26 protein-coding genes are annotated in these 24,011 nt (G+C 36.8%); 23 read left to right on the forward strand and 3 right to left on the reverse strand.

Translation table 11 applies throughout. The features are described from left to right. Positions 1–24 precede the first annotated feature (24 nt). Complete coding sequence (locus tag OLM56_RS03850) at positions 25–255, reverse strand: DUF6341 family protein (protein WP_121375729.1); 231 nt, start codon at positions 253–255, stop codon at positions 25–27. Between the two features lie 118 nt (positions 256–373). Here OLM56_RS03850 and OLM56_RS03855 point away from each other — a divergent pair, with 118 nt between their 5' ends. Continuing rightward, positions 374–1,303 carry a DUF6427 family protein gene (locus OLM56_RS03855; RefSeq protein WP_264528385.1) on the forward strand — a complete coding sequence of 310 codons (930 nt, stop codon included), beginning with the start codon at positions 374–376 and terminating at the stop codon, positions 1,301–1,303. Here the strand turns inward: OLM56_RS03855 and upp are convergent. Next, complete coding sequence (gene upp / locus OLM56_RS03860; protein WP_121375731.1) at positions 1,298–1,951, reverse strand: uracil phosphoribosyltransferase; 654 nt, start codon at positions 1,949–1,951, stop codon at positions 1,298–1,300. The two genes, OLM56_RS03855 and upp, sit on opposite strands and share 6 nt — an antisense overlap. A 101-nt stretch (positions 1,952–2,052) precedes the next feature. Here upp and OLM56_RS03865 point away from each other — a divergent pair, with 101 nt between their 5' ends. Both OLM56_RS03865 and OLM56_RS03870 read left to right on the forward strand, forming a co-directional pair. Then, the gene (locus OLM56_RS03865) at positions 2,053–2,658 is read left to right on the forward strand and encodes a DUF4254 domain-containing protein (protein ID WP_182493145.1); all 606 of its coding nucleotides are present in this window, start codon (positions 2,053–2,055) and stop codon (positions 2,656–2,658) included. 270 nt (positions 2,659–2,928) lie between these two features. After that, positions 2,929–3,966 carry a glycosyltransferase family 9 protein gene (locus tag OLM56_RS03870; RefSeq protein ID WP_264528386.1) on the forward strand — a complete coding sequence of 346 codons (1,038 nt, stop codon included), beginning with the start codon at positions 2,929–2,931 and terminating at the stop codon, positions 3,964–3,966. A 42-nt stretch (positions 3,967–4,008) separates the two neighbouring features. On the opposite strand, the gene OLM56_RS03875 is transcribed toward OLM56_RS03870, so the two are convergent. Continuing rightward, positions 4,009–5,061, reverse strand: a complete 1,053-nt coding sequence (locus OLM56_RS03875; protein WP_264528387.1) for a ferredoxin--NADP reductase — start codon at positions 5,059–5,061, stop codon at positions 4,009–4,011. Positions 5,062–5,185: 124 nt separating this feature from the next. Here OLM56_RS03875 and OLM56_RS03880 point away from each other — a divergent pair, with 124 nt between their 5' ends. From OLM56_RS03880 to OLM56_RS03975, 20 genes are all read left to right on the forward strand, one after another. Then, complete coding sequence (locus OLM56_RS03880; RefSeq protein ID WP_182493147.1) at positions 5,186–5,521, forward strand: PadR family transcriptional regulator; 336 nt, start codon at positions 5,186–5,188, stop codon at positions 5,519–5,521. After that, positions 5,521–6,219, forward strand: coding sequence for a hypothetical protein (locus OLM56_RS03885; RefSeq protein WP_264528388.1), 699 nt, complete (start codon positions 5,521–5,523; stop codon positions 6,217–6,219). Before OLM56_RS03880 ends, OLM56_RS03885 begins: the two co-directional genes overlap by 1 nt. Before the next feature lie 53 nt (positions 6,220–6,272). Next, on the forward strand, positions 6,273–7,745 hold the full coding sequence (locus OLM56_RS03890) for a DUF5687 family protein (RefSeq protein WP_264528389.1): 1,473 nt from the start codon (positions 6,273–6,275) through the stop codon (positions 7,743–7,745). A gap of 41 nt (positions 7,746–7,786) precedes the next feature. After that, a complete protein-coding gene (locus OLM56_RS03895) occupies positions 7,787–8,482 on the forward strand; it encodes an ABC transporter ATP-binding protein (RefSeq protein WP_264528390.1) in 696 nt (231 codons plus the stop codon). 187 nt (positions 8,483–8,669) lie between these two features. Then, a complete protein-coding gene (locus tag OLM56_RS03900; RefSeq protein ID WP_264528391.1) occupies positions 8,670–11,321 on the forward strand; it encodes a tetratricopeptide repeat protein in 2,652 nt (883 codons plus the stop codon). Between the two features lies 1 nt (position 11,322). Next, positions 11,323–11,733, forward strand: a complete 411-nt coding sequence (locus OLM56_RS03905; RefSeq protein WP_264528392.1) for a bactofilin family protein — start codon at positions 11,323–11,325, stop codon at positions 11,731–11,733. Continuing rightward, complete coding sequence (locus tag OLM56_RS03910; protein WP_317125110.1) at positions 11,696–11,926, forward strand: AtpZ/AtpI family protein; 231 nt, start codon at positions 11,696–11,698, stop codon at positions 11,924–11,926. Before OLM56_RS03905 ends, OLM56_RS03910 begins: the two co-directional genes overlap by 38 nt. Further along, a complete protein-coding gene (locus OLM56_RS03915; RefSeq protein WP_245982481.1) occupies positions 11,926–12,309 on the forward strand; it encodes a hypothetical protein in 384 nt (127 codons plus the stop codon). Before OLM56_RS03910 ends, OLM56_RS03915 begins: the two co-directional genes overlap by 1 nt. 134 nt (positions 12,310–12,443) lie before the next feature. Beyond that, positions 12,444–13,589 (forward strand): F0F1 ATP synthase subunit A, encoded by a 1,146-nt coding sequence (gene atpB, locus OLM56_RS03920; RefSeq protein ID WP_121375749.1) that lies wholly within the window; start codon positions 12,444–12,446, stop codon positions 13,587–13,589. Positions 13,590–13,628: 39 nt separating this feature from the next. Further along, entirely contained in the window at positions 13,629–13,829 is a 201-nt protein-coding gene (atpE, locus tag OLM56_RS03925) for an ATP synthase F0 subunit C (protein ID WP_044401428.1), read from the forward strand. 81 nt (positions 13,830–13,910) lie between these two features. After that, positions 13,911–14,402, forward strand: a complete 492-nt coding sequence (locus OLM56_RS03930) for a F0F1 ATP synthase subunit B (RefSeq protein WP_121375750.1) — start codon at positions 13,911–13,913, stop codon at positions 14,400–14,402. A gap of 1 nt (position 14,403) precedes the next feature. Next, complete coding sequence (gene atpH, locus OLM56_RS03935; RefSeq protein WP_264528393.1) at positions 14,404–14,937, forward strand: ATP synthase F1 subunit delta; 534 nt, start codon at positions 14,404–14,406, stop codon at positions 14,935–14,937. A gap of 38 nt (positions 14,938–14,975) precedes the next feature. Beyond that, positions 14,976–16,553 carry a F0F1 ATP synthase subunit alpha gene (atpA, locus tag OLM56_RS03940; protein ID WP_121375752.1) on the forward strand — a complete coding sequence of 526 codons (1,578 nt, stop codon included), beginning with the start codon at positions 14,976–14,978 and terminating at the stop codon, positions 16,551–16,553. 92 nt (positions 16,554–16,645) lie between these two features. Then, positions 16,646–17,503, forward strand: a complete 858-nt coding sequence (atpG, locus tag OLM56_RS03945; RefSeq protein WP_121375753.1) for an ATP synthase F1 subunit gamma — start codon at positions 16,646–16,648, stop codon at positions 17,501–17,503. 119 nt (positions 17,504–17,622) lie between these two features. Continuing rightward, positions 17,623–19,086: a lipopolysaccharide biosynthesis protein gene (locus OLM56_RS03950; RefSeq protein WP_264528394.1), complete on the forward strand. Its 1,464-nt coding sequence runs from the start codon at positions 17,623–17,625 to the stop codon at positions 19,084–19,086. Between the two features lie 37 nt (positions 19,087–19,123). Beyond that, positions 19,124–19,558, forward strand: a complete 435-nt coding sequence (gene dut / locus OLM56_RS03955; RefSeq protein ID WP_264528395.1) for a dUTP diphosphatase — start codon at positions 19,124–19,126, stop codon at positions 19,556–19,558. A 14-nt stretch (positions 19,559–19,572) separates the two neighbouring features. Continuing rightward, positions 19,573–20,583, forward strand: coding sequence for a sugar phosphate nucleotidyltransferase (locus OLM56_RS03960; RefSeq protein WP_264528396.1), 1,011 nt, complete (start codon positions 19,573–19,575; stop codon positions 20,581–20,583). A gap of 19 nt (positions 20,584–20,602) precedes the next feature. Beyond that, positions 20,603–21,958: a tetratricopeptide repeat protein gene (locus tag OLM56_RS03965; protein ID WP_264528397.1), complete on the forward strand. Its 1,356-nt coding sequence runs from the start codon at positions 20,603–20,605 to the stop codon at positions 21,956–21,958. After that, the gene (locus OLM56_RS03970; protein WP_121375759.1) at positions 21,958–22,728 is read left to right on the forward strand and encodes a DUF4292 domain-containing protein; all 771 of its coding nucleotides are present in this window, start codon (positions 21,958–21,960) and stop codon (positions 22,726–22,728) included. The genes OLM56_RS03965 and OLM56_RS03970 overlap by 1 nt, the downstream gene beginning before the upstream one ends. 22 nt (positions 22,729–22,750) lie before the next feature. Continuing rightward, positions 22,751–24,007 carry a murein hydrolase activator EnvC family protein gene (locus tag OLM56_RS03975; RefSeq protein WP_264528398.1) on the forward strand — a complete coding sequence of 419 codons (1,257 nt, stop codon included), beginning with the start codon at positions 22,751–22,753 and terminating at the stop codon, positions 24,005–24,007. Positions 24,008–24,011: the final 4 nt, after the last annotated feature.

Consider the following 24,011-nt stretch of genomic DNA (forward strand, 5'->3'; position numbering starts at 1 on the left):
GATTTTAATTATAATAAGTTTGGCTTATTTTAAGAAAGAATGAGCCGTAGTATCTTGAAATTCGTCGTTATTAGCTTTGTGTAATTGCAGCTGTTTGATCCAGTAAACAATTGCTACTGCGCAAATAATCATAAAAATCCAGTTCAATGTGTTGGCAGCCCACCAGTTTTTTAGTTCTAAAGCTCTGAAAAAGTCAAGCGGTTTGAACAAAATGTCTACGAATAAATATTGTATTCCTTCAAAAAATGATTTCATATCGTTTCTTTATGTTGTTATTTTATGAATCTTCTAAAATTTTTGTACAGACCAACTTTATAATAGTTCATTTTAGAACAAGTAGTATCTTTACACTGCAAAAGTATAAAATATCCTTATGATAACAAGCGTTTTTAGCAAATCTCGACCGTTAAATTATATAATTATTTCAGCGCTTCTGTTTATATGCTATTTTTTATACCTCCAAAAAGCTCCAGAATTGGTTGATTCTGTCAATGGGATTATGACCAGGACTGGACTTCTACTGCTTTTGATAGGTTCGCTTTTTATCATAAACTTCGTGACCAAAAAGAATGGATTGAGCAAAGACAATAGCTATACCTTCCTTTTTTTCTTTTCATTCCTGATTTTATTCCCGACAACATTAGTAAACACTAACCTGATTATTTCTAATTTTTTTATACTCTTGGCGTTGCGGAGATTGATTTCTTTGCAATCGCTGCTCACGCCTAAAGAAAAAATATTCGATGCTTCGCTTTGGATTTTTCTAGCGGCAATCTTTCACTTTTGGAGCATTTTGTTCATTTTGATTGTTTTTGTCTCCATCCTTTTTCATGTCTCGAGAGATTATAGAAACTGGGTACTGCCTTTTATTTCTTTTTTTGCTGTCGGAGTCATAGCATTGATGTATGCTTTAATTTTTGACCAAAGCTTGATAGAAACGATAGTTGACAGCGCTTTGATTGATTTCAATTTTAATTATTTTACGAATAATTACCAAAACTTTGCCCTTTCATTATACTTAGTTACCGCAACCTTCTTTTTTATTACGCAAGCCTTGACATTGCCTAATAAACCGTTGAATATGCAATCGTCCTACAAGAAAATTATTGTCGCATTTATTATCGGTGCGGTTGTTTTCCTGATTTCTTCGGACAAGAATAATAGTCTTTTGATTTATACGTTTGCTCCAGTGGCCATCATGGCGACCAACCATATTGAGTCCATGCAGGTCAATTGGCTGAAAGAAACTTTTGTTTATGTAATTGTCGGCTGTAGCGTACTGACTTTTTTCTCACAATTATAACTTATTGCCATACGCCAAATCGCCTGCATCTCCTAAGCCTGGCACGATATAGTTTTTTTCGTTCAGCTTTTCGTCCAAAGTCGCAACCCATAGGTGGCAATAATCAGGAAGATGTTTTTGGAGATAAGAAATTCCTTCCGGAACAGCGATCACGACAGCAATATGCACTTCTTTTGGAGTTCCTTTTTCCATCAGTTTATTAAAAACAGCAACCATAGACTGGCCTGTCGCCAGCATTGGATCGATCAATAAAAGATTTTTGTTTTCGATGCTCGGAACAGCCTGGTATTCTACTTTTATGTCAAATGCATCGTCGTTATTATAATGATGGCGGTAAGCCGATACAAATCCGTTTTCCGCGCTGTCAAAATAATTCAGAAAACCAAGGTGCAGAGGCAATCCAGCTCTTAAAATAGAACATAATACTAAGTCATCCTGAATTTCGGTCGTCTTTTTGATGCCAAGCGGCGTCTGGATTTCTACATCTTTATAATGAAGGTTCTTGCTCAATTCATACGACATTATTTCGCCAATCCGCTCAATATTCCTGCGGAAACGCATGCTGTCTTTTTGGACATTGACATTTCTGATTTGGCCCAAGAAATGATTCAGTACGCTGTTGGCTTCTGATAAATAATGTACTTGCATAGTTTTATAAGTGTAAGGTTTGGAATTCAAGGTTCTGAAATCTGAAATTTTTACCAGCCATAAAGGTATAAAAAGTATATTTGTATTTTAATTGTAAATATATGTTTTCAAAATTAGCGTATTCAGTATTTGAGCAGAGCATCCAGGATTATCATAAATATGACAACGTGGACCAGCCTATCAGCAACCCTTATTCAAATGATACATTTGAACATCTATTATATCTGAAAAACTGGATTGATACTGTGCAATGGCATTTTGAAGATATAATCCGCGATCCAAATATTGATCCTGTTGAAGCTTTGAAATTAAAACGCAGAATCGATGCTTCAAACCAAGAGAGAACAGACATGGTTGAATTTATCGATAGCTTTTTCTTGAAAAAATATAGCGGCGTTAAAGTAAAAGACAATGCCAAGATTAATTCAGAAAGCCCTGCGTGGGCATTTGATAGACTGTCTATCCTGGCTTTGAAAATCTACCACATGCATGAAGAAGCAACACGAGCTGATGCTACTCCAGAACACAGAAATGCATGCCAGACTAAACTAAACGTTCTTTTGGAACAGCGCTCGGATTTGTCAACAGCAATCGACGATCTGCTTACAGATATTGAAAATGGAGACAAGTTCATGAAAGTCTACAAGCAGATGAAGATGTACAATGACGATGATCTGAATCCGATTTTGTATCAGAATAAAAAATAAAGACGGATGGCAGAAAAGAATTTTATTAGTTCCGAGCCACTGTTTTTCAAGATTGTCTACGGCGTGACCTTCCTTGCATTTATATATGTACTATATGAAATGCTTTTTTTAGAAAGCCAGCACCAATCCCAACCTTTAAAATTAATCGTTCTCGCATTATTTGGCGTTTTCTTTATCAGGAAAGGCTTAAGCGGAATGAAGCAAAACAAATAAGACAAGAGACTTTTTTGAGACAAGCTGTTTCTTAAAAGTCTTTTTTATTTCTAAAAGATGCGAAAAATCAAGCATATAGTAGTTTTTAGACTTTCTGCCATGGGAGATGTTGCCATGACAGTTCCTGTATTGAGAGCTTTTGCCGCACAGTATCCTGATGTGAAGCTTACCGTAGTTTCTCGTCCTTTTTTTAAGCCTTTTTTTGACGGAATTCCTAACCTAGATTTTTTTGCAATCGATCTGAAAGAAAGACATAAAGGTTTTTTCGGACTGATACGATTGTATAAAGATTTGAAAAAATTAGGGGTTGACGCTGTTGCGGACTTACATAATGTTCTTCGTTCTAAAATAGTGAGGAGTCTTTTTGCATGGAGCGGCAAAAAAACAGCTTTTGTTGACAAAGGACGCGCAGAAAAGAAAGCGCTGACAAGAGCGGAAAATAAAATTTTCAAGCCGGTAAAATCGATGTTTGAAAGACATAAGCAAGTTTTTAAAGAACTTGGCTTTGAACTACGTCTTGAAAATCCGATTTTTCCAGAAAAAGCTGATCTGACAGAAGAAATTCTAAATCTTACTGGAAAAAAGCACAAAAAGTGGATCGGAATCGCTCCTTTTGCCCAATACGATTCTAAGGTTTATCCGCAAGACTTGATGCAGCAAGTCATCGACAAGCTTGCCAAAAATCAAGATTATAAAATATTTCTGTTTGGCGGAGGGACTAAAGAAATTGAAATATTAGATAAGCTAGCCGCTGGAAAAGAAAATGCGATTACTGTTGCCGGTAAATTAAAATTCGAGGAAGAACTAAAGCTTATTTCCAACCTTGACGCAATGCTTTCAATGGATTCGGGCAATTCGCATATCGCGGCAATGCTGGGCATAAAGGTAATTACGCTTTGGGGCGCAACACACCCGTATGCCGGATTCCTGTCTTTTAACCAGACGATGGATACTGCGATAGTTTCCGATAGGGGAAAATATCCGCTGCTTCCGACTTCAATTTATGGCAATAAAAAAGTAGAGGGCTATGAAGACGCGATGCGAAGCATTCCAGTTGATAAAGTCATTTCTGTTGTCATAGATCAATTAAAATAAAAAAGAGGCCTTTCGAGCCTCTTTTCATTTTATATTTTTCGATTAAACATCATCAAAATCAATATAGATTTCTGCTGAAGTTGGATGTGCCTGGCAAGTTAAGGTCAGTCCTTCGGCAATTTCGCGGTCGGTCAAGATAGAATTCTTTTTCATTTCGGCAGTACCGGAAACAATTCTGGCGATACAGCTGCTGCAGATACCTCCTTGACAAGAGTAAGGAGCATCGATTCCTTGCTTTAAGGCGGCATCGAGAAGTGTCATTTTTTGCGACATGTCGAAAGTAGTTTCTTCATCGTCTACCAAAACGGTCACTTTGGTATGACCTTCTAATGATTCTTCAATCTTATTTTCTTTAGTCGAAGCAGAAAACAATTCAAATTTAATGTCCTTTTCTTTGATGTTGTTTTCCCTCAAGACATTATTTACGACATTGATCATTTCTTCCGGACCGCACAAATAAAACTTGTCAAATTCTACGGAAGCATGTTTGTTTTTCAATACAAAATTCACTGCGGATTTTTCGATTCTTCCAAATAAGGCATTTTCGGCTCTTGCCTGGCTGAATACGTAATGTACGAACAGTCTTCCGGTATATTGGAGTTGCAAGCTGTGCAATTCTTGATGAAAAATAGTTTCGTCTGGAGTTTTATTGCCATAAATCAAAACAAAAGTGCTTTGCGGTTCTTTTTCTAAAACGCTTTTAAGTATCGACATTACTGGCGTTATTCCGCTTCCGGCAACAAAAGCAGCATAATTTTTTATCCTGTTGGAGTCTGGCTCAAAAATGAATTTTCCTTCTGGCGAACCTACTTCAATCGTATCTCCAGCTTTTAGCTGCTTGTTTGAAAATTGAGAAAAGGCTCCGTTTGAAACAGCCTTGATTGCAATTCGTAACTCACCGCTGTCAGGCGAAGAGCAAATAGAATAGGCACGACGAATTTCGTTTCCGTCAAGCGTCAACTTTAGATTTATATATTGCCCGGCGACGAAACTATAATGCGATCTTAATTCTTCTGGTACGTTGAACAACACAGAAACAGCATCTTTTGTTTCTCTCCTGACTTCTTTTATTGTTAGTTTATAAAATGTAGACATTCTGTATATTTTATGCAAAAGTAAGCATTCCCAAAACTTTTTTAAATAAGAAAACCTTAAAAAATAATACCTAACTATTTTATGTATAAGAAACTTATGTATATTTGCTTTCTAATGCTGAAAAATGAAAAACTCTCAATTGTATAAAGGAAGCCTTAATACCATAATAATGAAATTATTAGGGGAAAACGGGCGAATGTATGGTTATGAAATCACGCAGAAAGTGAAAGAAATAACCAAAGGGGAATTGAATATCACTGAAGGCGCTCTTTATCCGGCATTGCACAAATTAGAAGCCGAAGGATTGCTAGATGTTGAGGTTGAAAAAGTGGATAATCGTCTTCGGAAATATTATAAGCTGACAGAAAGCGGCCAAACCGAAACGGTAAATCGCCTGGCAGAACTAGAAGAATTTATAAAAAACATGCAAAGTATAGTAAATCCAAAACTAAGCTATTGATGAAATTAAACGAACAGCAAATCGACCGATTATACCAATTCACGCGGCAGCATTTTGTAGAGTGGTATGACCTGCAATCGGAATTGGTAGACCATTTGGCCAATTCAATCGAGGATAGGTGGAAAGAAAATCCGAAATTGACTTTTGAAGAAGCATTACAGTTAGAATTCAAGAAATTCGGAATTTTCGGATTTATGGATGTTGTCGAAGAACGCCAGAAATTCTTAGGAAAAAAATACGCAAGGATAATTTGGAAATATTATAAGGAGTTTTTCCGATTGCCCAAAATTCTCCTGACTTTGGGAGCCATGTATGCTTTATATATTCTTTCTGAAGCCTTGCAGGATACCCAAATTTTATATCTCTGTGTTTTGGGGATTATTGGGGTTGTGTCTAGCTTCGAAATTTATAAAGTCACCAAAGCCCAAAGATTACGAGAGAAAGCAACAGGAAAAAAATGGCTTTTTGAACAAACGGCCAGTATTTTTGATATTTATCCGATTACGTTCTTGCCGGTACAGATAGTCAATTTATCAGGCGCTTTTGGCGATGCGAATTGGAATAGAGGAACTGCAATTTTTGGCGCTGTAATTCTAGTGTTATTTGCACTTTTGCTATATGTACAGTGGAAAGTCGTACATAAAAAAATGTCAGAAGAAATGGGCCGAATCTATCCTGAATATGAAATCTCAAAATAAAGTGTAACGTTTACATTTTTTATTCTACTAATCCACAAACCAAACCAAACAAGATGTTCAAAAAATTCCTCATGCTAGAATGGAAGTCTTTTTTCCGTTCAGCTTCCTTCAGGACCAACCTCGCTTTAAAAATACTGATGGTTTTTGGAGCGATTTATTTCACCTTGATTTTCCTTTTTATGGGAATCGGCGTGTTCTATCTGATTAAAGAAGAACTCAACCTGGATCCTATTCTTGTTGTGAACCGATATCTGATCTATTATATCCTTTTGGATCTGATGATACGGCTTTTTCTTCAGAAGATTCCAGTGATGAATATTCGTCCGCTATTGACATTGCCGATCAAAAAATCAACCATCGTAAACTTTGCTTTAGGAAAAACGATATTGTCGTTTTTTAACTTCGTGCATTGCTTTTTCTTCGTGCCGTTTTCAATAGTATTGGTCATAGAAGGATATGATATTGTCAGCATCATTCTTTGGCATATAGCTTTGATGGCTTTAGTCTATGCGAATAACTTCTTCAACATCCTATTAAACAATAAAGACTATCTTTTCCTTATCTTTATTGGAGCCGTGTTGGCTTTGGGAACTTTGCAATACTACGGCCTGTTTGATATTACGAGCTATACGTCGGTTTTCTTTCAAGGATTGTTTGATACGAAATACCTTTTCTTTATACCGATTATTTTATTGATTTCTTTATACCTTATTACGTATACTTACTTCAAGAAAAACCTTCATTTAGATACGGGACTTTCTTCAAAACACAGCGTAGCCAAAACCGAACAATATACTTGGCTAAACCAATTTGGAACGATTGGTACATTTCTTAAAAATGATATCCGATTGATCAAGCGAAACAAGCGTTCTAAAACCACGATTTTTATGAGCGTCCTGTTTCTTTTTTATGGATTGCTTTTCTTTTCTGGAGGAATTGAATCCTACAATAATCCGATGATGCACATGTTTGCAGGGATTTTTGTAACGGGCGGCTTTTTATTCACTTTTGGCCAATTCGTACCAAGCTGGGATAGCGCCTATTATCCGCTGATGATGACCCAGAATATTCCCTATAAAGGATATCTGAATTCAAAATGGTGGCTGATTGTTATAGCAACGGCAGTTTCGACAGTGATCGCTTCTTTTTATCTCTATTTCGGATTAGAAATCTATCTGATTATTATTGTTGGAGCGGTTTACAATATTGGCGTAAACTCTCATTTAGTATTGCTCGGCGGCGCATTCACTAAAACTCCGGTTGACTTAAATTCTGGCAAAGGAGCTTTTGGAGATAAAAAAGCGTTCAATGCAAAAACAATGCTCATCTCTTTGCCAAAATTATTGCTCCCGATGATTATCTATGCCTTAGGCTACTATTTGATTAATCCTACAATGGGACTGGTATTGGTGGCCTTGACAGGAGTTTTAGGATTTGCCCTAAGAAATAAGGTTTTTACAATGATTGAAAAAGTGTATAAAACCGAAAAATATAAAACAATAGATGCTTACAAGCAAAAAGGATAAATTCGAACACTAAAAATCTAACGATATAAAACATCGAAAAAATGATACAAGCAAAAAATCTTTCAAAAGCATATAACGGAACAACCGTATTAAAAATAGACCATCTTGAAATCCAAAAAGGCGAAAGCTTCGGATTGGTCGGAAATAATGGCGCTGGGAAAACTACATTTTTCAGCCTGTTGCTCGATTTGATTCAGCCAACGACAGGAGAAATCATCAATAGCGGTTTCAGAGTCGACCAAAGCGAAAACTGGAAAACCGTGACTGCTTCTTTCCTAGACGAAAGCTTCTTGATCGGTTATCTGACTCCAGAAGAATATTTCTATTTCATAGGCGATTTGCGCGGGCAAAATAAAGCCGATGTAGATGCTTTGTTGAAAAAACATGAAGAGTTTTTCAACGGCGAAATCCTGAACAGCAAAAAATACATCCGCGATTTCTCAAAAGGAAACCAAAAGAAAATCGGAATCATTGCCACATTGATAGGCAATCCGGAAGTTATTATCCTTGACGAACCTTTCGCTAACCTGGACCCGACTACACAGTTTAGGCTTAAAAAAATAATTAAAGAACTGGCTGACAATCCAGAAATTACGGTATTGGTCTCAAGCCACGACCTTCTCCATACCGTTGAGGTATCCAATAGAATTGTTGCCCTTCAAAAAGGCGAGATCGTAAAAGACATCCAGACATCAGCAGAAACGCTAGAAGAATTAGAGCGATTCTTTGCTGTCTAATTGAAATTACCAAAGGCCTCGATTACCGAGGCTTTTTTTTGCACTAAACAGCCTTGTCAAGGATAAGAAAACATTACGAAGCGCAAAAAATCGCCTATTTTTTTCCCCATATCAAAAAGAAACGTATTTTTACCAGTCATTATACTAAAACTGACTTTTAAAAGTTAAAGAATAAAAACGTTTGACATTGAAAACCAACATACTTAAATACGCCCTTCTGCTTGGATTTTTTGCTTTTTTGATAGCTTGTTCTACAAAAAAAGACACCTTCATTAACAGAAACATGCATGCTCTGAGCACAGAATACAATATTTTGTATAATGGCGAAATTGCGCTGCAGGCAGGAATTACCGAGCTGAAAACACAGTATAAAGATAATTTCTGGGAAATTCTTCCAGTAGAGAGGATGCAGGTAAATCAAGAAACCATGCTTCCGGGCGACAAAAAGAACCCGAATTTTGAGCGTGCGGAAACAAAAGCCATCAAGGCGATTCAAAAACATTCGATGTATATTGAAGGAGGCGAAAAAAACCCTCAAATGGACGAAGCGCATCTTTTGCTTGGAAAAGCACGTTATTATGACCAAAGATTTGTGCCAGCGTTGGAGGCCTTCAACTACATCCTATACAAATATCCAAATAGCGATAAGATTTACGAAGCAAAAATCTGGAGAGAAAAGACTAATATGCGAATGGAGAATGATGCCTTGGCGGTAAAAAATCTTCGTAAGCTTTTGGAAGAAATAAAATTTAAAGACCAGATTTTTGCAGATGCAAATGCAACTCTAGCACAAGCGTTCCTTAATATTGAAGAAAAAGACAGTGCCATTTCAAAATTAAAGCTGGCAGTAGAATATACTAAAGAAAGCGAAGAAAGAGCAAGATATTATTTTATTCTAGGACAGCTTTACGATTCACAGCATAAAAAAGACAGCGCTATTGCAGCCTATCAGTCAGTAATTGACATGAAAAGAAAATCGCCACGTCGTTATGTTATTCAGGCTCATGCAAAACAAGCACAATATTTTGACTATAAATCAGGCGATACTTTAGCCTTTGTCGAAAAATACAAAGACCTTTTAGAAGATAGAGAAAACAGGCCTTACCTTGATGTCATCAATCACCAGATGGGATTGTTTTATGACGCTCTTGAAAAAGATGAAGAAGCGAAAAAATACTACAATAAGTCCTTAAGAGCAAATTCTCAAGACAACTACCAGATTGCGTCAAACTATAGAAACTTGGCAGAAATCAATTTCAATGATGCGAAATATTCTGTAGCCGGACAATATTATGATAGTACGCTTGTGCGTATGGACCAAAGAACCCGTGAATATAAGGCAATCAAAAAGAAAAGAGAAAATCTTGTTGATGTAATCAAATACGAAGCAATTGCTAAAACAAATGACAGCATATTGCACATTGTTGCTTTATCAGATGATGGTAAAAAAAGCTTCTTTGATGAAGTCATTGCACGCTTGAAAAAAGAAGATGAAGAAAAGGCAAAAAAAGCATTATTAGTTAGCCAATCCCAACCGGCAGGTGTACAAAATTCTGACGCAACTGATGAAGAAGTCCTTAAAAGCGCTTCAAAAGCCATGTCAAACAAAAGCAAGCAGGCGGCACTAGCTGAAGAAATGAGCATGGCTCCTCCGGCTGTTGGTGGTTCTACCGCATCGAACTTCTATTTCTACAATCCGACCACGGTAGCTTACGGAAAAAATGAGTTTAGAAAAAATTGGGGCAACAGGACGCTGAAAGACAATTGGAGACTTTCTCAAGGGAAAAGCAAAATTGGTTTTGGCAATGATGATACCGGTAGCGAAGAGGTTGCTTCAAGTGAGGAAACCGATACCAAAGAAGAAAAAATTGATGTACGTTATACTGTAGATTATTATTTGAAACAGCTTCCTACGGAACAAAAAGCAATCGATAGCTTAGCAAAAGAAAGAAACTTTGCCTATTATCAATTAGGACTTATATACAAAGATAAATTCAAGAGATACGAACTGGCCACAGGAAGGCTTGAAAAACTATTGGAGAACAATCCAGAAGAAAGACTGATCTTGCCATCGATGTACAATCTGTATAAGATATATGAGGTGACAAACAGAGAGAAGGCCGAAGCGATGAAACAAAGGATCATTTCGCAATATCCAGAATCGCGCTATGCTACCATATTAAAAAGCTCACCGGCAGATTTGATCAAAGCCAACGATACGCCCGACGCAGCTTATAATAAACTGTTTAAGATATATGAATCGGGGCGATACCAAGCCGTCATAACAGAAAGCGATGCGTTGATCGAGCTGTATGCTGGCGAAGATATTATACCAAAAATTGAATTACTTAAGGCTAATACGATTGGTAAACTGAAAGGTCTGGAAGAATACAAAGGCGCCTTAAATTATGTAGCTCTGAACTATCCAAACAGCAAAGAAGGGAAAGAAGCTGAGAGTCTTTTGGCAACCAATATTCCACAATTGGAAACGATTGCTTTTGACAAAGAAATTCCGGTTAGCTGGAAAATACTGTACAAAGTTGGGTCAAATCCAGACGATAAAAACACAAAAATCCTTCAAGATAAGATCAAGAAATTTGTTTCGGAAAGGACAATCGACAAGCTTTCCACCTCTTTTGATGTGTATACTGTGAACGAAAGTTTTGTAGCGATTCACGGAATCAAGACTGAAGAAAACGCCAAAGACATTGCTTCAATATTAAAAGATTATAAAGATTACAAGATTGCTGACAGCGCCATAATTATTTCAAACGAAAACTATAAAGTCGTTCAGATCAAGAAAAATCTTGTTGATTACTTAACAATCAAAAAGCCATAAAATGTTTGATAAGAATCCCAAATCCTACACAGACCTTTTAGGGAAAACCAACAGGATTGTTGAAGGAACGATCATAAAAGGCGATATTATCTCTCAAGCTGATTTTAGGCTTGACGGAGAGCTCATCGGCAACTTTCAGTCCAAAGGCAAAATTGTAATAGGTCCAGCCGGAAAAGTCATCGGAGATATCATCTGCAGAAATGCCGACATAGAAGGGAAATTCGACGGCAAGATAGAAGTGATGGAAATCCTCAATGTAAAATCCAAAGCAAAAATCTACGGCGAAGTCATTGTTGGGAAACTGTCGGTTGAACCTGGAGCAGAATTCAGTGCGTCCTGCACAATGAAAGCCAATGTGAAAAACCTAAACCCAAATGATGGAAAACAACGACCAGAAGAAAAAATCGCTTAGCAAATGGGCTGCATTGATGAATATCCCTTTTCAGATGGGAATCATCATTTTCGCATTTACCTATTTGGGAATGTGGCTTGACGAAAAATATTCAAACGGTTCTTCTATTTGGACGATTGTATTGTCTCTGTTTTCGGTTTTTATAGCACTTTATAATGTAATCCGGCAGGTAAAAAATCTAAACAAAAAATAATGCACAAGTTATTCGCTTTTCTAAAATACTTTATCCCTTTTTCAGTAATCCTTTTTGTTGCGCAATTTTTTATCACAGAAAAGCTATTTGTAGGCACCGTTTTTTTCTATCAGACATGGAGTATTTATGCGTTTCATATCATCGCAACGCTTCTGATTTATCTTTTCCTCCTTTTTGTAAATAAAAATTTCTTTGACAAGACGGGTTTTGCCTTCCTGGCAGGAAGCGTTCTCAAGATGATGGCGTCTGTAGTTTTTCTGGTTCCGCTGATTCAGTCTGACGTAAATGACCCTATAATTGATGTCGCGGCCTTTTTTATTCCTTATTTTTTATTCCTTTTTTTCGAAACAATTTTTGCAATTCGTTTAATAAACAATCGCTAATTGTCGTGAATATTAAAGAATTATTATTCAAATGCCAATTTACTAAAAATTATATTGATATATTTTCAAGTATGAATTAAATATGTACCTTTGCAAAAATTTTTGAAACGTAAAATTAGATACACAATTTAATAATGGTAATTTCAAATAAACCACTCCAATTCATTTTAGCTGCTTTTTTAGCGTGTGTTCCCTTGGCGAGCTTCGGTAATACAACGGTTGACAGTATTTATGTTAAAACTGAAGCGGCAAATCCTGTACACGGAAGCCACAAAGAATTAAATGCCCACGAAGAGGAAGAGTTTAATGCAAGCGAATTGATTAATTCGCACATTGGAGATTCTCATGATTTCCACATTGCAGATTGGAATGGCCATCCGATATCGTTCAGCCTTCCGGTAATCTTATGGACGGATAACGGATTGACGATTTTTTCTTCAAAAGAATTCCACCACGACAATACAGGTCACCACGTAGTTTCTGTAAACGGTCAAAATTTTGTTCGTTACAATGAAGTAATTTTTTACGCAGATAAATTTGAGACATTGACGCAAGATGAAAAAGGAGCTTTCAACTTTGAAGCAAGACCTTTGGATTTCTCAATCACTAAAAATGTCTTTTCAATGCTGATGTCGGCAATCGTACTTTTCTTGTTGTTCTCTGCTGTTGCACGTTCGTACAAGAAAAACAAATTGGCGCCTAAAGGATTAGCTGGTTTCTTGGAGCCGTTAGTTACTTTCGTTAGAGACGACATTGCGATTCCAAATATCGGTCATAAGAAATATGCGAAATACATGCCATACCTTTTGACGATATTCTTCTTCATCTGGATTAACAACCTTATCGGTTTGATTCCGTTCTTCCCATTCAGCTCTAACTTGACAGGAAATATATTCTTTACTTTCGTAATGGCGTTGATTACTTTTATAGTAACAACTCTAAGCGGAAACAAATACTACTGGAAACACATCTTGCTTCCTCCAGTTCCAAAAGCATTATATCCGATAATGGTTCCGATTGAAATTATCGGTATGATCACCAAGCCTTTCGCATTGATGATTCGTTTATTTGCGAATATTACTGCAGGCCACATTATCATTTTAAGTTTAGTTTCTTTGATATTCATCTTTAAGACAGTAGCGATTTCTCCAGTATCTGGTGCTTTCGTATTGTTCATGAGTGTCTTGGAAATGTTAGTTGCAGCATTGCAAGCCTATGTGTTTACATTGTTGACAGCGTTGTTTATCGGTCAAGCTGTAGAAGAGCACGATCATCATTAATTGAGTTTTATTAATTATTAACTATATAAATTTATTATTATGGTATTAGCTGGAATCGGTGCTGGATTAGCTGCAATTGGTGCAGGAATTGGTATTGGAAAAATTGGTGGATCTGCAATGGATGCTATTGCTCGTCAGCCAGAAGCTACTTCAAAAATTCAAACTGCTATGATTATCGCAGCTGCACTTATTGAAGGTGTTGCTCTTTTCGCAGTAGTTGTTGCATTAATTGCAAAGTAATTTAAAGTAAATAAAACTTCCTGAAACGGTTGGTTACAGGAAGTTTTTTAAAAAAGACAAACAAATTAAATATATAAGTTTATGAATTTTACTGCACCAGAGAGTTTAGTTTTTTGGACAACAATTATCTTCATAGTTTTCTTTATTCTTTTAAGAAAATTTGCTTGGAAGCCTATTTTAGGAGCTGTAAAAGGACGTGAGGAATCAATCAACAATGCATTGGCATCTGCTGAAGCAGCGCGCAAAGAAATGCAAAATCTTACTGCAGACAACGAGCGCATCTTGCAAGAAGCTCGCATGGAGCGTGATGCTTTATTAAAAGAAGCTCGCGAAATGAAAGAGAAAATGATTGCAGATTCTAAACATGAAGCACAAATTCAAGGAGAAAGAATGATCGAGCAGGCAAAAACTGCTATCGAAGCTGAGAAAAATGCAGCTATGGCTGAATTGAAATCTCAAGTTTCATCGTTGTCTCTTGAAATTGCTGAAAAATTATTGAAAGACGAATTGTCTAACAAAGAAGCTCAAACCAAATTGGTTGAGAAAATGTTAGGTGACGTAAAATTAAACTAATATGTCAGGAACTAGAGCAGCGATTCGATACGCAAAAGCAATTTTAGATTTAGCGCTAACCAATGGAGCAGCGCAAGAGGTCTATAATGATATGACTTCGATTGCATCAACAGTAGCTGGTAATGAAGAATTGAATACGTTCATTCAAAACCCTACTATCGGAGTTGGTGTAAAAGAAGCAGCCCTGACAGAAGTTTTTGCAGGAGTAAATGGAGTGACTAAAGGTCTTTTCCACTTGCTTTTCGAAAACAAAAGATTTGAAATTCTTGCTGCTATTGCGTCACAGTACAAAATTCAGTTTGATGAAATGAATGGCCTTGAAGTAGCAAAAGTAACTACGGCAATTCCAATGGATTCTAGCTTAGAGGCTAAAGTTTCAGAGAAAATCAAAGAATTTTCAGATAAGAAGATTACCATCGAAAATATCGTAGATCCTTCCATCATCGGAGGATTTATCTTAAGAATAGGCGACAAGCAATACAATGCTTCAATTGCCAACAGATTACAAGTTTTAAAAAGAGAGTTTAGTAATTAGTTTTACCACACGATAAAGTGTATAAATTATAAAACAAAATGGCGGAAATTAAACCTGCTGAAATTTCAGCAATATTAAAAAAGCAATTATCAGGTTTTGAATCTGGTGCTACGCTGGAAGAAGTTGGAACAGTACTTCAAGTTGGAGATGGTATTGCTCGTGTTTACGGGCTTTCAAATGTTCAATACGGTGAGCTAGTAGAATTTGATAACGGTATGGAAGGTATCGTTTTGAACTTGGAAGAAGATAATGTGGGTGTCGTTCTTTTAGGACCATCAACAGGAATCAAAGAAGGTTCTACAGCAAAAAGAACACAGCGTATTGCTTCGCTTAAAGTTGGTGAAGAAATGGTAGGCCGTGTAGTAAACACGCTAGGACAACCAATCGATGGTAAAGGTCCTATCGGTGGAACACTATATGAGATGCCATTGGAAAGAAAAGCTCCAGGAGTTATCTTCCGTCAGCCAGTAACTGAACCATTACAGACAGGTGTAAAAGCTGTTGATGCGATGATCCCAGTTGGTCGTGGACAAAGAGAGCTTGTGATTGGTGACCGTCAAACTGGTAAATCAACAGTTTGTTTGGATACTATCCTAAACCAAAAAGAATTTTATGATGCAGGTCAGCCTGTATTCTGTATATATGTTGCAATTGGGCAAAAAGCTTCAACTGTAGCAGGAATTGCTAAAACATTAGAAGAAAAAGGTGCAATGGCGTATACGGTCATTGTTGCAGCTAACGCTTCTGATCCAGCTCCGATGCAAGTGTATGCTCCTTTCGCAGGTGCTGCAATTGGAGAATACTTCAGAGACTCTGGACGTCCAGCATTAATTGTTTATGATGATTTATCTAAACAAGCGGTAGCTTACCGTGAGGTTTCTCTTCTTTTGAGAAGACCACCAGGTCGTGAGGCTTACCCTGGAGACGTTTTCTACCTTCACTCAAGATTGTTAGAAAGAGCTTGTAAAGTGATCGCTAATGATGACATTGCTAAGAACATGAACGACTTGCCAGATTCGTTGAAACCAATCGTAAAAGGTGGTGGATCGTTGACTGCATTGCCAATCATCGAAACTCAAGCGGGTGACGTTTCTGCATATATCCCAACAAACGTAATCTCGATTACTGACGGACAAATTTTCTTGGAGTCTGACTTGTTCAACTCTGGAGTTCGTCCTGCGATCAACGTAGGTATCTCTGTATCTCGTGTTGGAGGTAATGCTCAGATCAAATCAATGAAAAAAGTAGCAGGTACTTTGAAACTAGATCAAGCACAATTCCGTGAATTGGAAGCGTTCGCTAAATTTGGTTCTGACTTGGATGCTGTTACCTTAAACGTAATTGAAAAAGGTAGAAGAAACGTGGAAATCTTGAAACAAGGTTTGAACGATCCGTATACTGTTGAAGATCAAGTTGCGATTATCTACGCAGGTTCTAAAAACTTATTGAGAAACGTTCCTGTAAACAAAGTAAAAGAATTTGAGAAAGATTTCTTGGAGTTCTTGAACAACAAACATAGAGATACTCTTGATGCTTTGAAAGCTGGTAAACTAGATGACAAAATCACTGATGTTATCGAGAACGTAGCTAAAGAAGTTTCAGCGAAATATAACTAAATTAGTCAAACGTCTTAAAGACAAAAGTCTAAAGGTTCAGTACTTTTAATACACTTTTGTCTTTATGACTTATGACTTTAGACTAAAATAAAATGGCAAACTTAAAGGAAATCCGTAATAGAATTACTTCCGTTTCATCAACGATGCAGATTACATCGGCGATGAAAATGGTTTCTGCTGCAAAGCTTAAGAAAGCGCAAGATGCCATCACGGCCATGCGTCCTTATGCCGAAAAACTAACTGAATTGTTGCAAAACGTCAGTGCTTCTCTTGACGGAGAAAGTGGCGGTAAATATTCTGACCAAAGACCTGTAAACAAAATTCTTATCGTTGCAATTACTTCTAACAGAGGTTTGAGCGGTGCTTTCAACTCTAACGTAGTGAAAGAAACTAAGAATCTTGTGCAAAATTATGCAGGAAAAAAGGTTGATTTTATTACCATCGGTAAAAAAGGTAATGACATTATCAAAAAGACAAATAACGTAATTATTAATAATAACGGTGTATTTGACGATTTGACTTTCCACAATGTTGCCGAAATTGCAGAACAATTAATGAAGCTGTATGCAGACGGAAGCTATGACAAGATTGAATTAGTTTACAATCAGTTCAAGAATGCTGCTACGCAAATTATCATTACTGAGCAATTTTTGCCAATCGTTCCAGTGAAATCAGAAAGCAAAAATCAAGTAGATTACCTTTTTGAACCTTCAAAAGAACAAATCATTGAAGAGTTGATTCCTCGTTCATTAAAAACGCAATTGTACAAAGCTATCAGAGACTCTTTCGCTTCAGAGCACGGAGCTCGTATGACGGCAATGCACAAAGCAACTGATAACGCGACAGAATTGAGAAACCAATTGAAATTGACTTACAACAAAGCACGTCAGGCAGCAATTACCAATGAAATCCTAGAGATTGTTGGTGGAGCAGAAGCTTTGAAATCATAAAGAATATTTTTTCTAAAAGAAAAGCCGGCTTTTTGCTGGCTTTTTTTATTATTGAATTTCTGATGTATCAAAAACCAAAGAATTAGCTATTTTTGTTAAATAAATTTGACAAACCTATTTTGAGCTTATATAAAAATCTTTTCAAGCAGACAGCGATTTATGGACTTGCAACGGTTGTTCCAAGAATGTTCAGCTTTTTCTTAGTGCCGCTGTATACCGAGTTGTTGCCAAAAGCCGAATATGGGCAGGTCAATATTATTTTTGCTTACCTGATTTTTTTCAATGTCATTTTAGCCTACGGAATGGAGACTTCTTTCTTTAGGTTTTACAATACAGAAGATGACAAAAAAACGGTTGTCGAAACCTCGACAGTTTCTATTTTTTGGACGACGCTGCTCTTTTTAGCCGTGGCGCTCCTGTTCAGAACTTCAGTGTCAGAATTCTTAGATATCGATGTGCAATATATCACGTATGTTATCTGGATATTGGCACTCGATGCATTAGTGATTATACCGTTTTCAAAGTTAAGAGCAAGACAAAAGCCGATGTTTTATGCCACAATCAAGATTGGAAATGTAGCTGTAAACTTGGGACTCAATCTCTTTTTCTTGATTTATCTTCCTGAAATAGCCAAGGAAAATCCAGACAGTTTTATCAGTTCTTTATATTTTGAAGATTTTCAGGTTGGATACATATTTGTCTCCAACATCGTTGCCAGTCTGCTTACATTGTTGGTTCTCTTACCAAACTATCTCCACGTAAAATGGCACTTTGATTTTCAGCTTTGGAAAAAGATGATGCGTTATGGCTTTCCTATCATGATTGCCGGAATTGCCTTTGCCATCAACGATCAGTTTGATAAGATATTACTAAAATATTTACTTCCACCCGCTACAGCAGAAGAACAGGTCGGAATTTATTCCGCTTGTTATAAGCTCGGGCTTTTTATGGTTTTGTTTAGGACGGCGTATACTTTAGGAATTGAGCCTTTCTTTTTCAGCCATGCTTCTAATGAAAACGCCTCGGAGACCTATGCGACGATTACAAAATACTTTGTAATATTCGGTTCCTTGATGACTTTGGGCGTTATTGTTTTTGCAGATGTCCTAAAGCTAGTCATGATCCGCGATTCCTCTTTCTGGGATGCTATGGGTGTCGTGCCGCTGATTATATTGGCCAACTTTTTTCTAGGGATTTATACCAATCTTTCCGTTTGGTACAAGCTTACGAACCAGACGCACATTGGCGCTTATATTTCAATTGTTGGAGCCATCATAACATTAGCCTTAAACTACTTATTGATTCCTTCTATCGGCTACTATGGCTCTGCAATTGCCACAATCGCGGCCTACGGAAGCATGATGCTTATTTCCTATACGTTAGGAAACAAATACTACCCGATTCCGTATGACAAGAAAAAAATAGGAGCCTATCTCGGTATTTCAATTCTCTTTTCATTTATCTATTTTTATGGATTCAGAGAAAATTACTGGGTAGGAATACCAATGCTAATCCTATTCATGTACTTTATCTATTTCAATGAAAAAGAAACCATACTCAGGATTATAAAAAGAAAAGCGTAAGCATTAAATTTATCCAAAACCTTTTACCTTTATACAGATGACCATTAAAATAATAAACAAATCCCAACATTCACTGCCGAATTATGAAACGTTAGCTTCGGCAGGAATGGACTTGAGAGCAAACCTTTCAGAATCGATTACATTAGCGCCGTTAGGAAGAGCTATCGTAAAAACCGGACTTTTTATTGAATTGCCTATCGGTTACGAAGCACAAGTTCGTCCACGCAGCGGTCTTGCGGCTAAAAAAGGAATAACAGTCCTAAATTCTCCCGGAACAGTTGATGCCGATTATAGAGGTGAAATTGGAGTGATTTTAGTAAATTTATCAAACGAAGCTTTTGTTGTTGAAAATGGCGAAAGAATCGCACAATTAATTATTGCAAAACATGAAAGAGCCGTCTGGCTGGAAGTGGAAGAATTATCTGAAACTTCTAGAGGAGAAGGCGGATTTGGCAGTACAGGAGTAAAATAAAACACGAAAAATACATGAAAATAATAGTCCCAATGGCCGGACGCGGCTCCCGTTTAAGACCACACACATTAACCGTTCCAAAACCTTTGATTCCAATAGCAGGCAAGCCAATCGTTCATAGGCTGGTTGAGGATATCGCTGGCGTAATCAATCAAGAAATAGAAGAAATAGCCTTTATCATTCACAAGGATTTCGGCAAGCAGGTAGAAGTTGAGTTGATTGAGATTGCAGAAAAACTCGGAGCCAGAGGCGTAATTTATTACCAAGAACAACCTTTAGGAACCGCACATGCAATCATGAGCGCCAAAGAATCAATGTCAGGACCAATTGTGGTGGCTTATGCTGATACACTTTTCCGTGCCGATTTTACTTTGGATACCGAAGCTGACAGCGTTATCTGGGTAAAGCAAGTTGAAGATCCTAGCGCTTTTGGCGTTGTTCAATTAAATGATAAAAACCAAATTGTTGATTTTGTAGAAAAACCAAAAGAATTTGTTTCCGATTTGGCAATTATCGGAATTTATTATTTCAAGTCAGGCGAAACTTTAAGAAGCGAATTGCAATATTTATTAGATAATAATGTTGTAAAAGGAGGAGAATACCAGTTGACAGATGGTCTCGAAAACATGAAAGAAAAAGGATTAAAGTTTGTTCCTGGAAAGGTAGACGAATGGATGGACTGCGGTAATAAAAATGTTACGGTCGAGACTAATTCTAGAATGCTAGGATTTTTGCACAACGATGGCGAGCATTTGGTGGATTATGATGTGAAGTTGGAAAATTCAACGATTATCCCGCCATGTTATATCGGCAAAGATGTTATCTTGATCAATGCGACTGTAGGTCCAAATGTATCTTTAGGAAAAGGCAGCCATGTTGTAGATAGTACTATAAAAAACAGCTTGATCCAAAACCATTCGCATATAAAAAATGCCAAATTAGATAATGCAATGATTGGAAACCATGCGAGCTTTGATGGAAACTTTACAAGCATAAGCATCGGCGATTATTCAGTTTTGGAATAAAATTTGATAAAAAACCATTATGAAAATTAAGAATTATCTTTTATCGTTTCTTTTTTTCTTTGGAATGCTCAGCTTTCCGGCGCAAGTTTTGGCTCAAGCCGAACCCGATGATATTGCCCTAGCAGAAGATGCTTTTCAAGATAATTTTTATGAATCGCTCAAGCAAAAAGGTATTGAAAATTATGACAAGGCAATTACAGCCTTAGAAAAATGCCTTAAAACCCAACCGCAGAATGCCACAATCTATTACGAATTAGGAAAGAATTATCTCAATCTTAAGGATTATAAAAAAGCCTATGATTTCTTTGTGCAAGCTTCGGTTTTAGATCCAAAAAACAAATGGTTTTATGTCGGAATGTACGATGTTTGCTATCAAACAAAAGATTATTCGCAAGCCATACTAGTCGTAAACAAATTAATCGAATTCGATGTAAAATATAAAGAAGACTTGACGTCGCTTTATATGTACACAGACCAATATGACAAAGCTTTAGCACTGATAAAAGACCTTGACGAAACTCTTGGAGAAACGCCTCAAAGAAATGCGTACAAGCAAGAAATTCTAAAAGATTCGAAATACAGGGTTGGAGAAAAAGACCAGCTTTTGGAAGCTATTAAGAAAAATCCGAAAGATGAGTCAAAATATATTGCTTTGATTTATCTCTATTCAGAAAGCAATCAAGAAGAAAAAGCCTATGAAGTGGCAAAAAAGCTAGAAAAAGAAATCCCTGATTCTGAATTTGCGCAAGTAGGGCTGTTCAAATTTCATCTTAATAATAATGATGGAGAAAAAGCAGTTCTTGCCATGAATAAGGTACTCGAAAGCAAGAAAATAGATTCTACAGTAAAATTTAAAATCCTCAAAGAATTTCTAGTTTTCGTAAAAAATAATCCGCAATTCAATACCGATTTGGATAAGGCAATTGGCTATTTTGACAACGAAAATCAAGTAGCACTGACCAAAGAAATCGGCAAGATTTTTTATGCAAGGAAAAACTGGGAACGCGCAATCCATTATCTTGAAATCTATTCGAAAAACAATCCGCAAGAAATAGAATCAAATATCTTTTTACTTCAGGCCTATGCAGAAAGCTCGCAATTTGATGTGCTGGCCAAAAAAGCTTCAAACCTGATTGACTTTTTTCCATTACAACCGGACTTTTATTATTATTCAGGATTGGCGAACAACCAACTGAAAAATTATAAAAAAGCAAAAGAGTTTTTAGAAATGGGGATGGATTATTTAGTGGATAATAAGAACTTGGAAATTAATTTTAATATCCAACTAGGAGAAGCCTACAATGGATTGGGAGATGCCAAGAAAAAAGAACAGTATTTCTTAAAAGCCGACCAATTATTAAAACAAAAAAAATAATGAAAAAATATATAATTATAGCATTAGGCATTTTCTTTTTTTCCTGTAATTCCAAAAAAGCAGTCATAGCAGAAGGCAACGCCAGCGAAGTAGTCGCTTCTGCAAAAGTCATAGAAAACCATTATAAGCTCAAGAGAAACTTTTCTACAGTCTATATCAAGTCCAGCGCTAAATATAAAGACGACAAGATGTCTCAAAGTGTTTCTGCCGAAATTCGAATCAAGAAAGACGAGCAGATTCTGGTAAGTATTAGATTTTTAGGGATTACAATGGCTAAGGCACTAATTACGCCTAAGGAGGTGAAATATTATGAAAAGATAGGCAACAAATTTTTCGAAGGCGATTATTCTACCCTGAGCAAATGGCTTGGCACCGAACTTGATTTCCAAAAAGTACAGAACATGCTAATTGGCGAAGCGATGGATGACTTAACCAAAGGAAAATATACAACGACGATTGATGAAAATCTTTATAAACTAGAAGATAACTCAAATAAAAATACGGCAAAATCGTTTTATTTTGAAGCCGCAAATTATCTGATAAAAAAGCAAGAAGTTGTCCAGGCAAAAGAAGATAGAAGATTGCAGATTAGCTATCCGAGCCATAAAGAATATCCGGAAACCGTTTTGCCAGCACAGCTTATAATCGATGCCATGCAAGGTGGAAAGAAAACAAATATCAACATCGATTATAATTCAGTTTCGTTCAATGAAAACTTAACTTTCCCATACAGCGTTCCTGATGGGTACGAAAGAATATATATTGATTAGATTTGCACAAACATATCCAATTATGCCAAAAACCATACTTACCTTCCTTCTTCTGCTGACAGCTTCCCTCGTTTGGAGCCAGAATGATACGCAGCGAAAATTGGAAGAACGTAAAGCACAGCTCCAAAAAGAAATCAGGGCGGCAGAAAATGCCTTGAAATCGGAGAAGAAAAAAGAAAAATCTGTCGTAACCCAGATTAGCCAGCAAACGGTAAAAATTAAGCTACAAGAAAAATTAATCGCTACGACTGAAAAACAAGCGAAGCTTTTGAGCGATGACATTTATACAAATCAGCTAAAAATAAATTCCCTTAAAAAAGAACTGGAAGAGCTCAAGAAAGATTATGTGGCAATGATCGTAAAGTCGTACAAGAGCCGTTCAGAGCAGAGCAGAGCGATGTTTTTGCTGTCTTCGGAGAATTTCCTTCAAGCGTATAAAAGGGCGCAATACATGAAGCAATATTCCAATTATAGAAAAAACCAAGGAGAAGAAATTAAGGTAAAGTCTAATGAGCTGACAGCTTATAATGAAAAGTTAGGAGTCCAAAAAAAGGAAAAGCAGAAACTGATTGTTGAAAACGAAAAAGAAAAGCAGGAATTAGAAAAAGAAAAGCAGGAGCAAGAAAAAATAATGAAGTCTATTAAAAAAGACGTCAAAAAATATACTGCTGAAATCAAGAAAAAACAACAAGAAACCAAAGAGATTGATCGTAAGATCGATAAACTAATTCGAGAAGCTATCGCAGAAGCCAACAGAAAAACAGCGGCAGCGAATAAAAAGGCCAATCCAAAAGCTACAGTTGCTGAAACAAAAGCGATTGAAAACTCTACTAAAATTGTCTTGACTCCAGAAGGAAAAATAATTTCAGATAATTTTAAAGCTAATAAAGGAAGATTGCCATGGCCGGTTGCAAAAGGATTTGTTTCATTACGATACGGTGATCAGCCTCATCCACTGCAAAAATCAATCACGGTCCACAGCAGCGGTGTTGAAATCAGCACGGATTCTGGATCTTCTGTACGATCCGTATTTGCGGGAGAAGTTACAAGAGTACAGCTGATATCGCCGAATAACATGGTGGTTTTTGTCCAACATGGAGATTTCTATACAGTATATCAAAACCTGAGTTCAGTAAGCGTTGCTAAAGGGAATAAGGTTACAGCCTTACAAAACATCGGAAAGATAACAACTAATGCCGCAGGAAAGACAGCCTTGAAATTTGTCATCATGCAAAATTCAACGACATTGAATCCGCAGACCTGGCTGGCTAATATGTAATAGA

This window comes from Flavobacterium sp. N2550, from assembly GCF_025947265.1.
GTDB lineage: Bacteria > Bacteroidota > Bacteroidia > Flavobacteriales > Flavobacteriaceae > Flavobacterium > Flavobacterium endophyticum.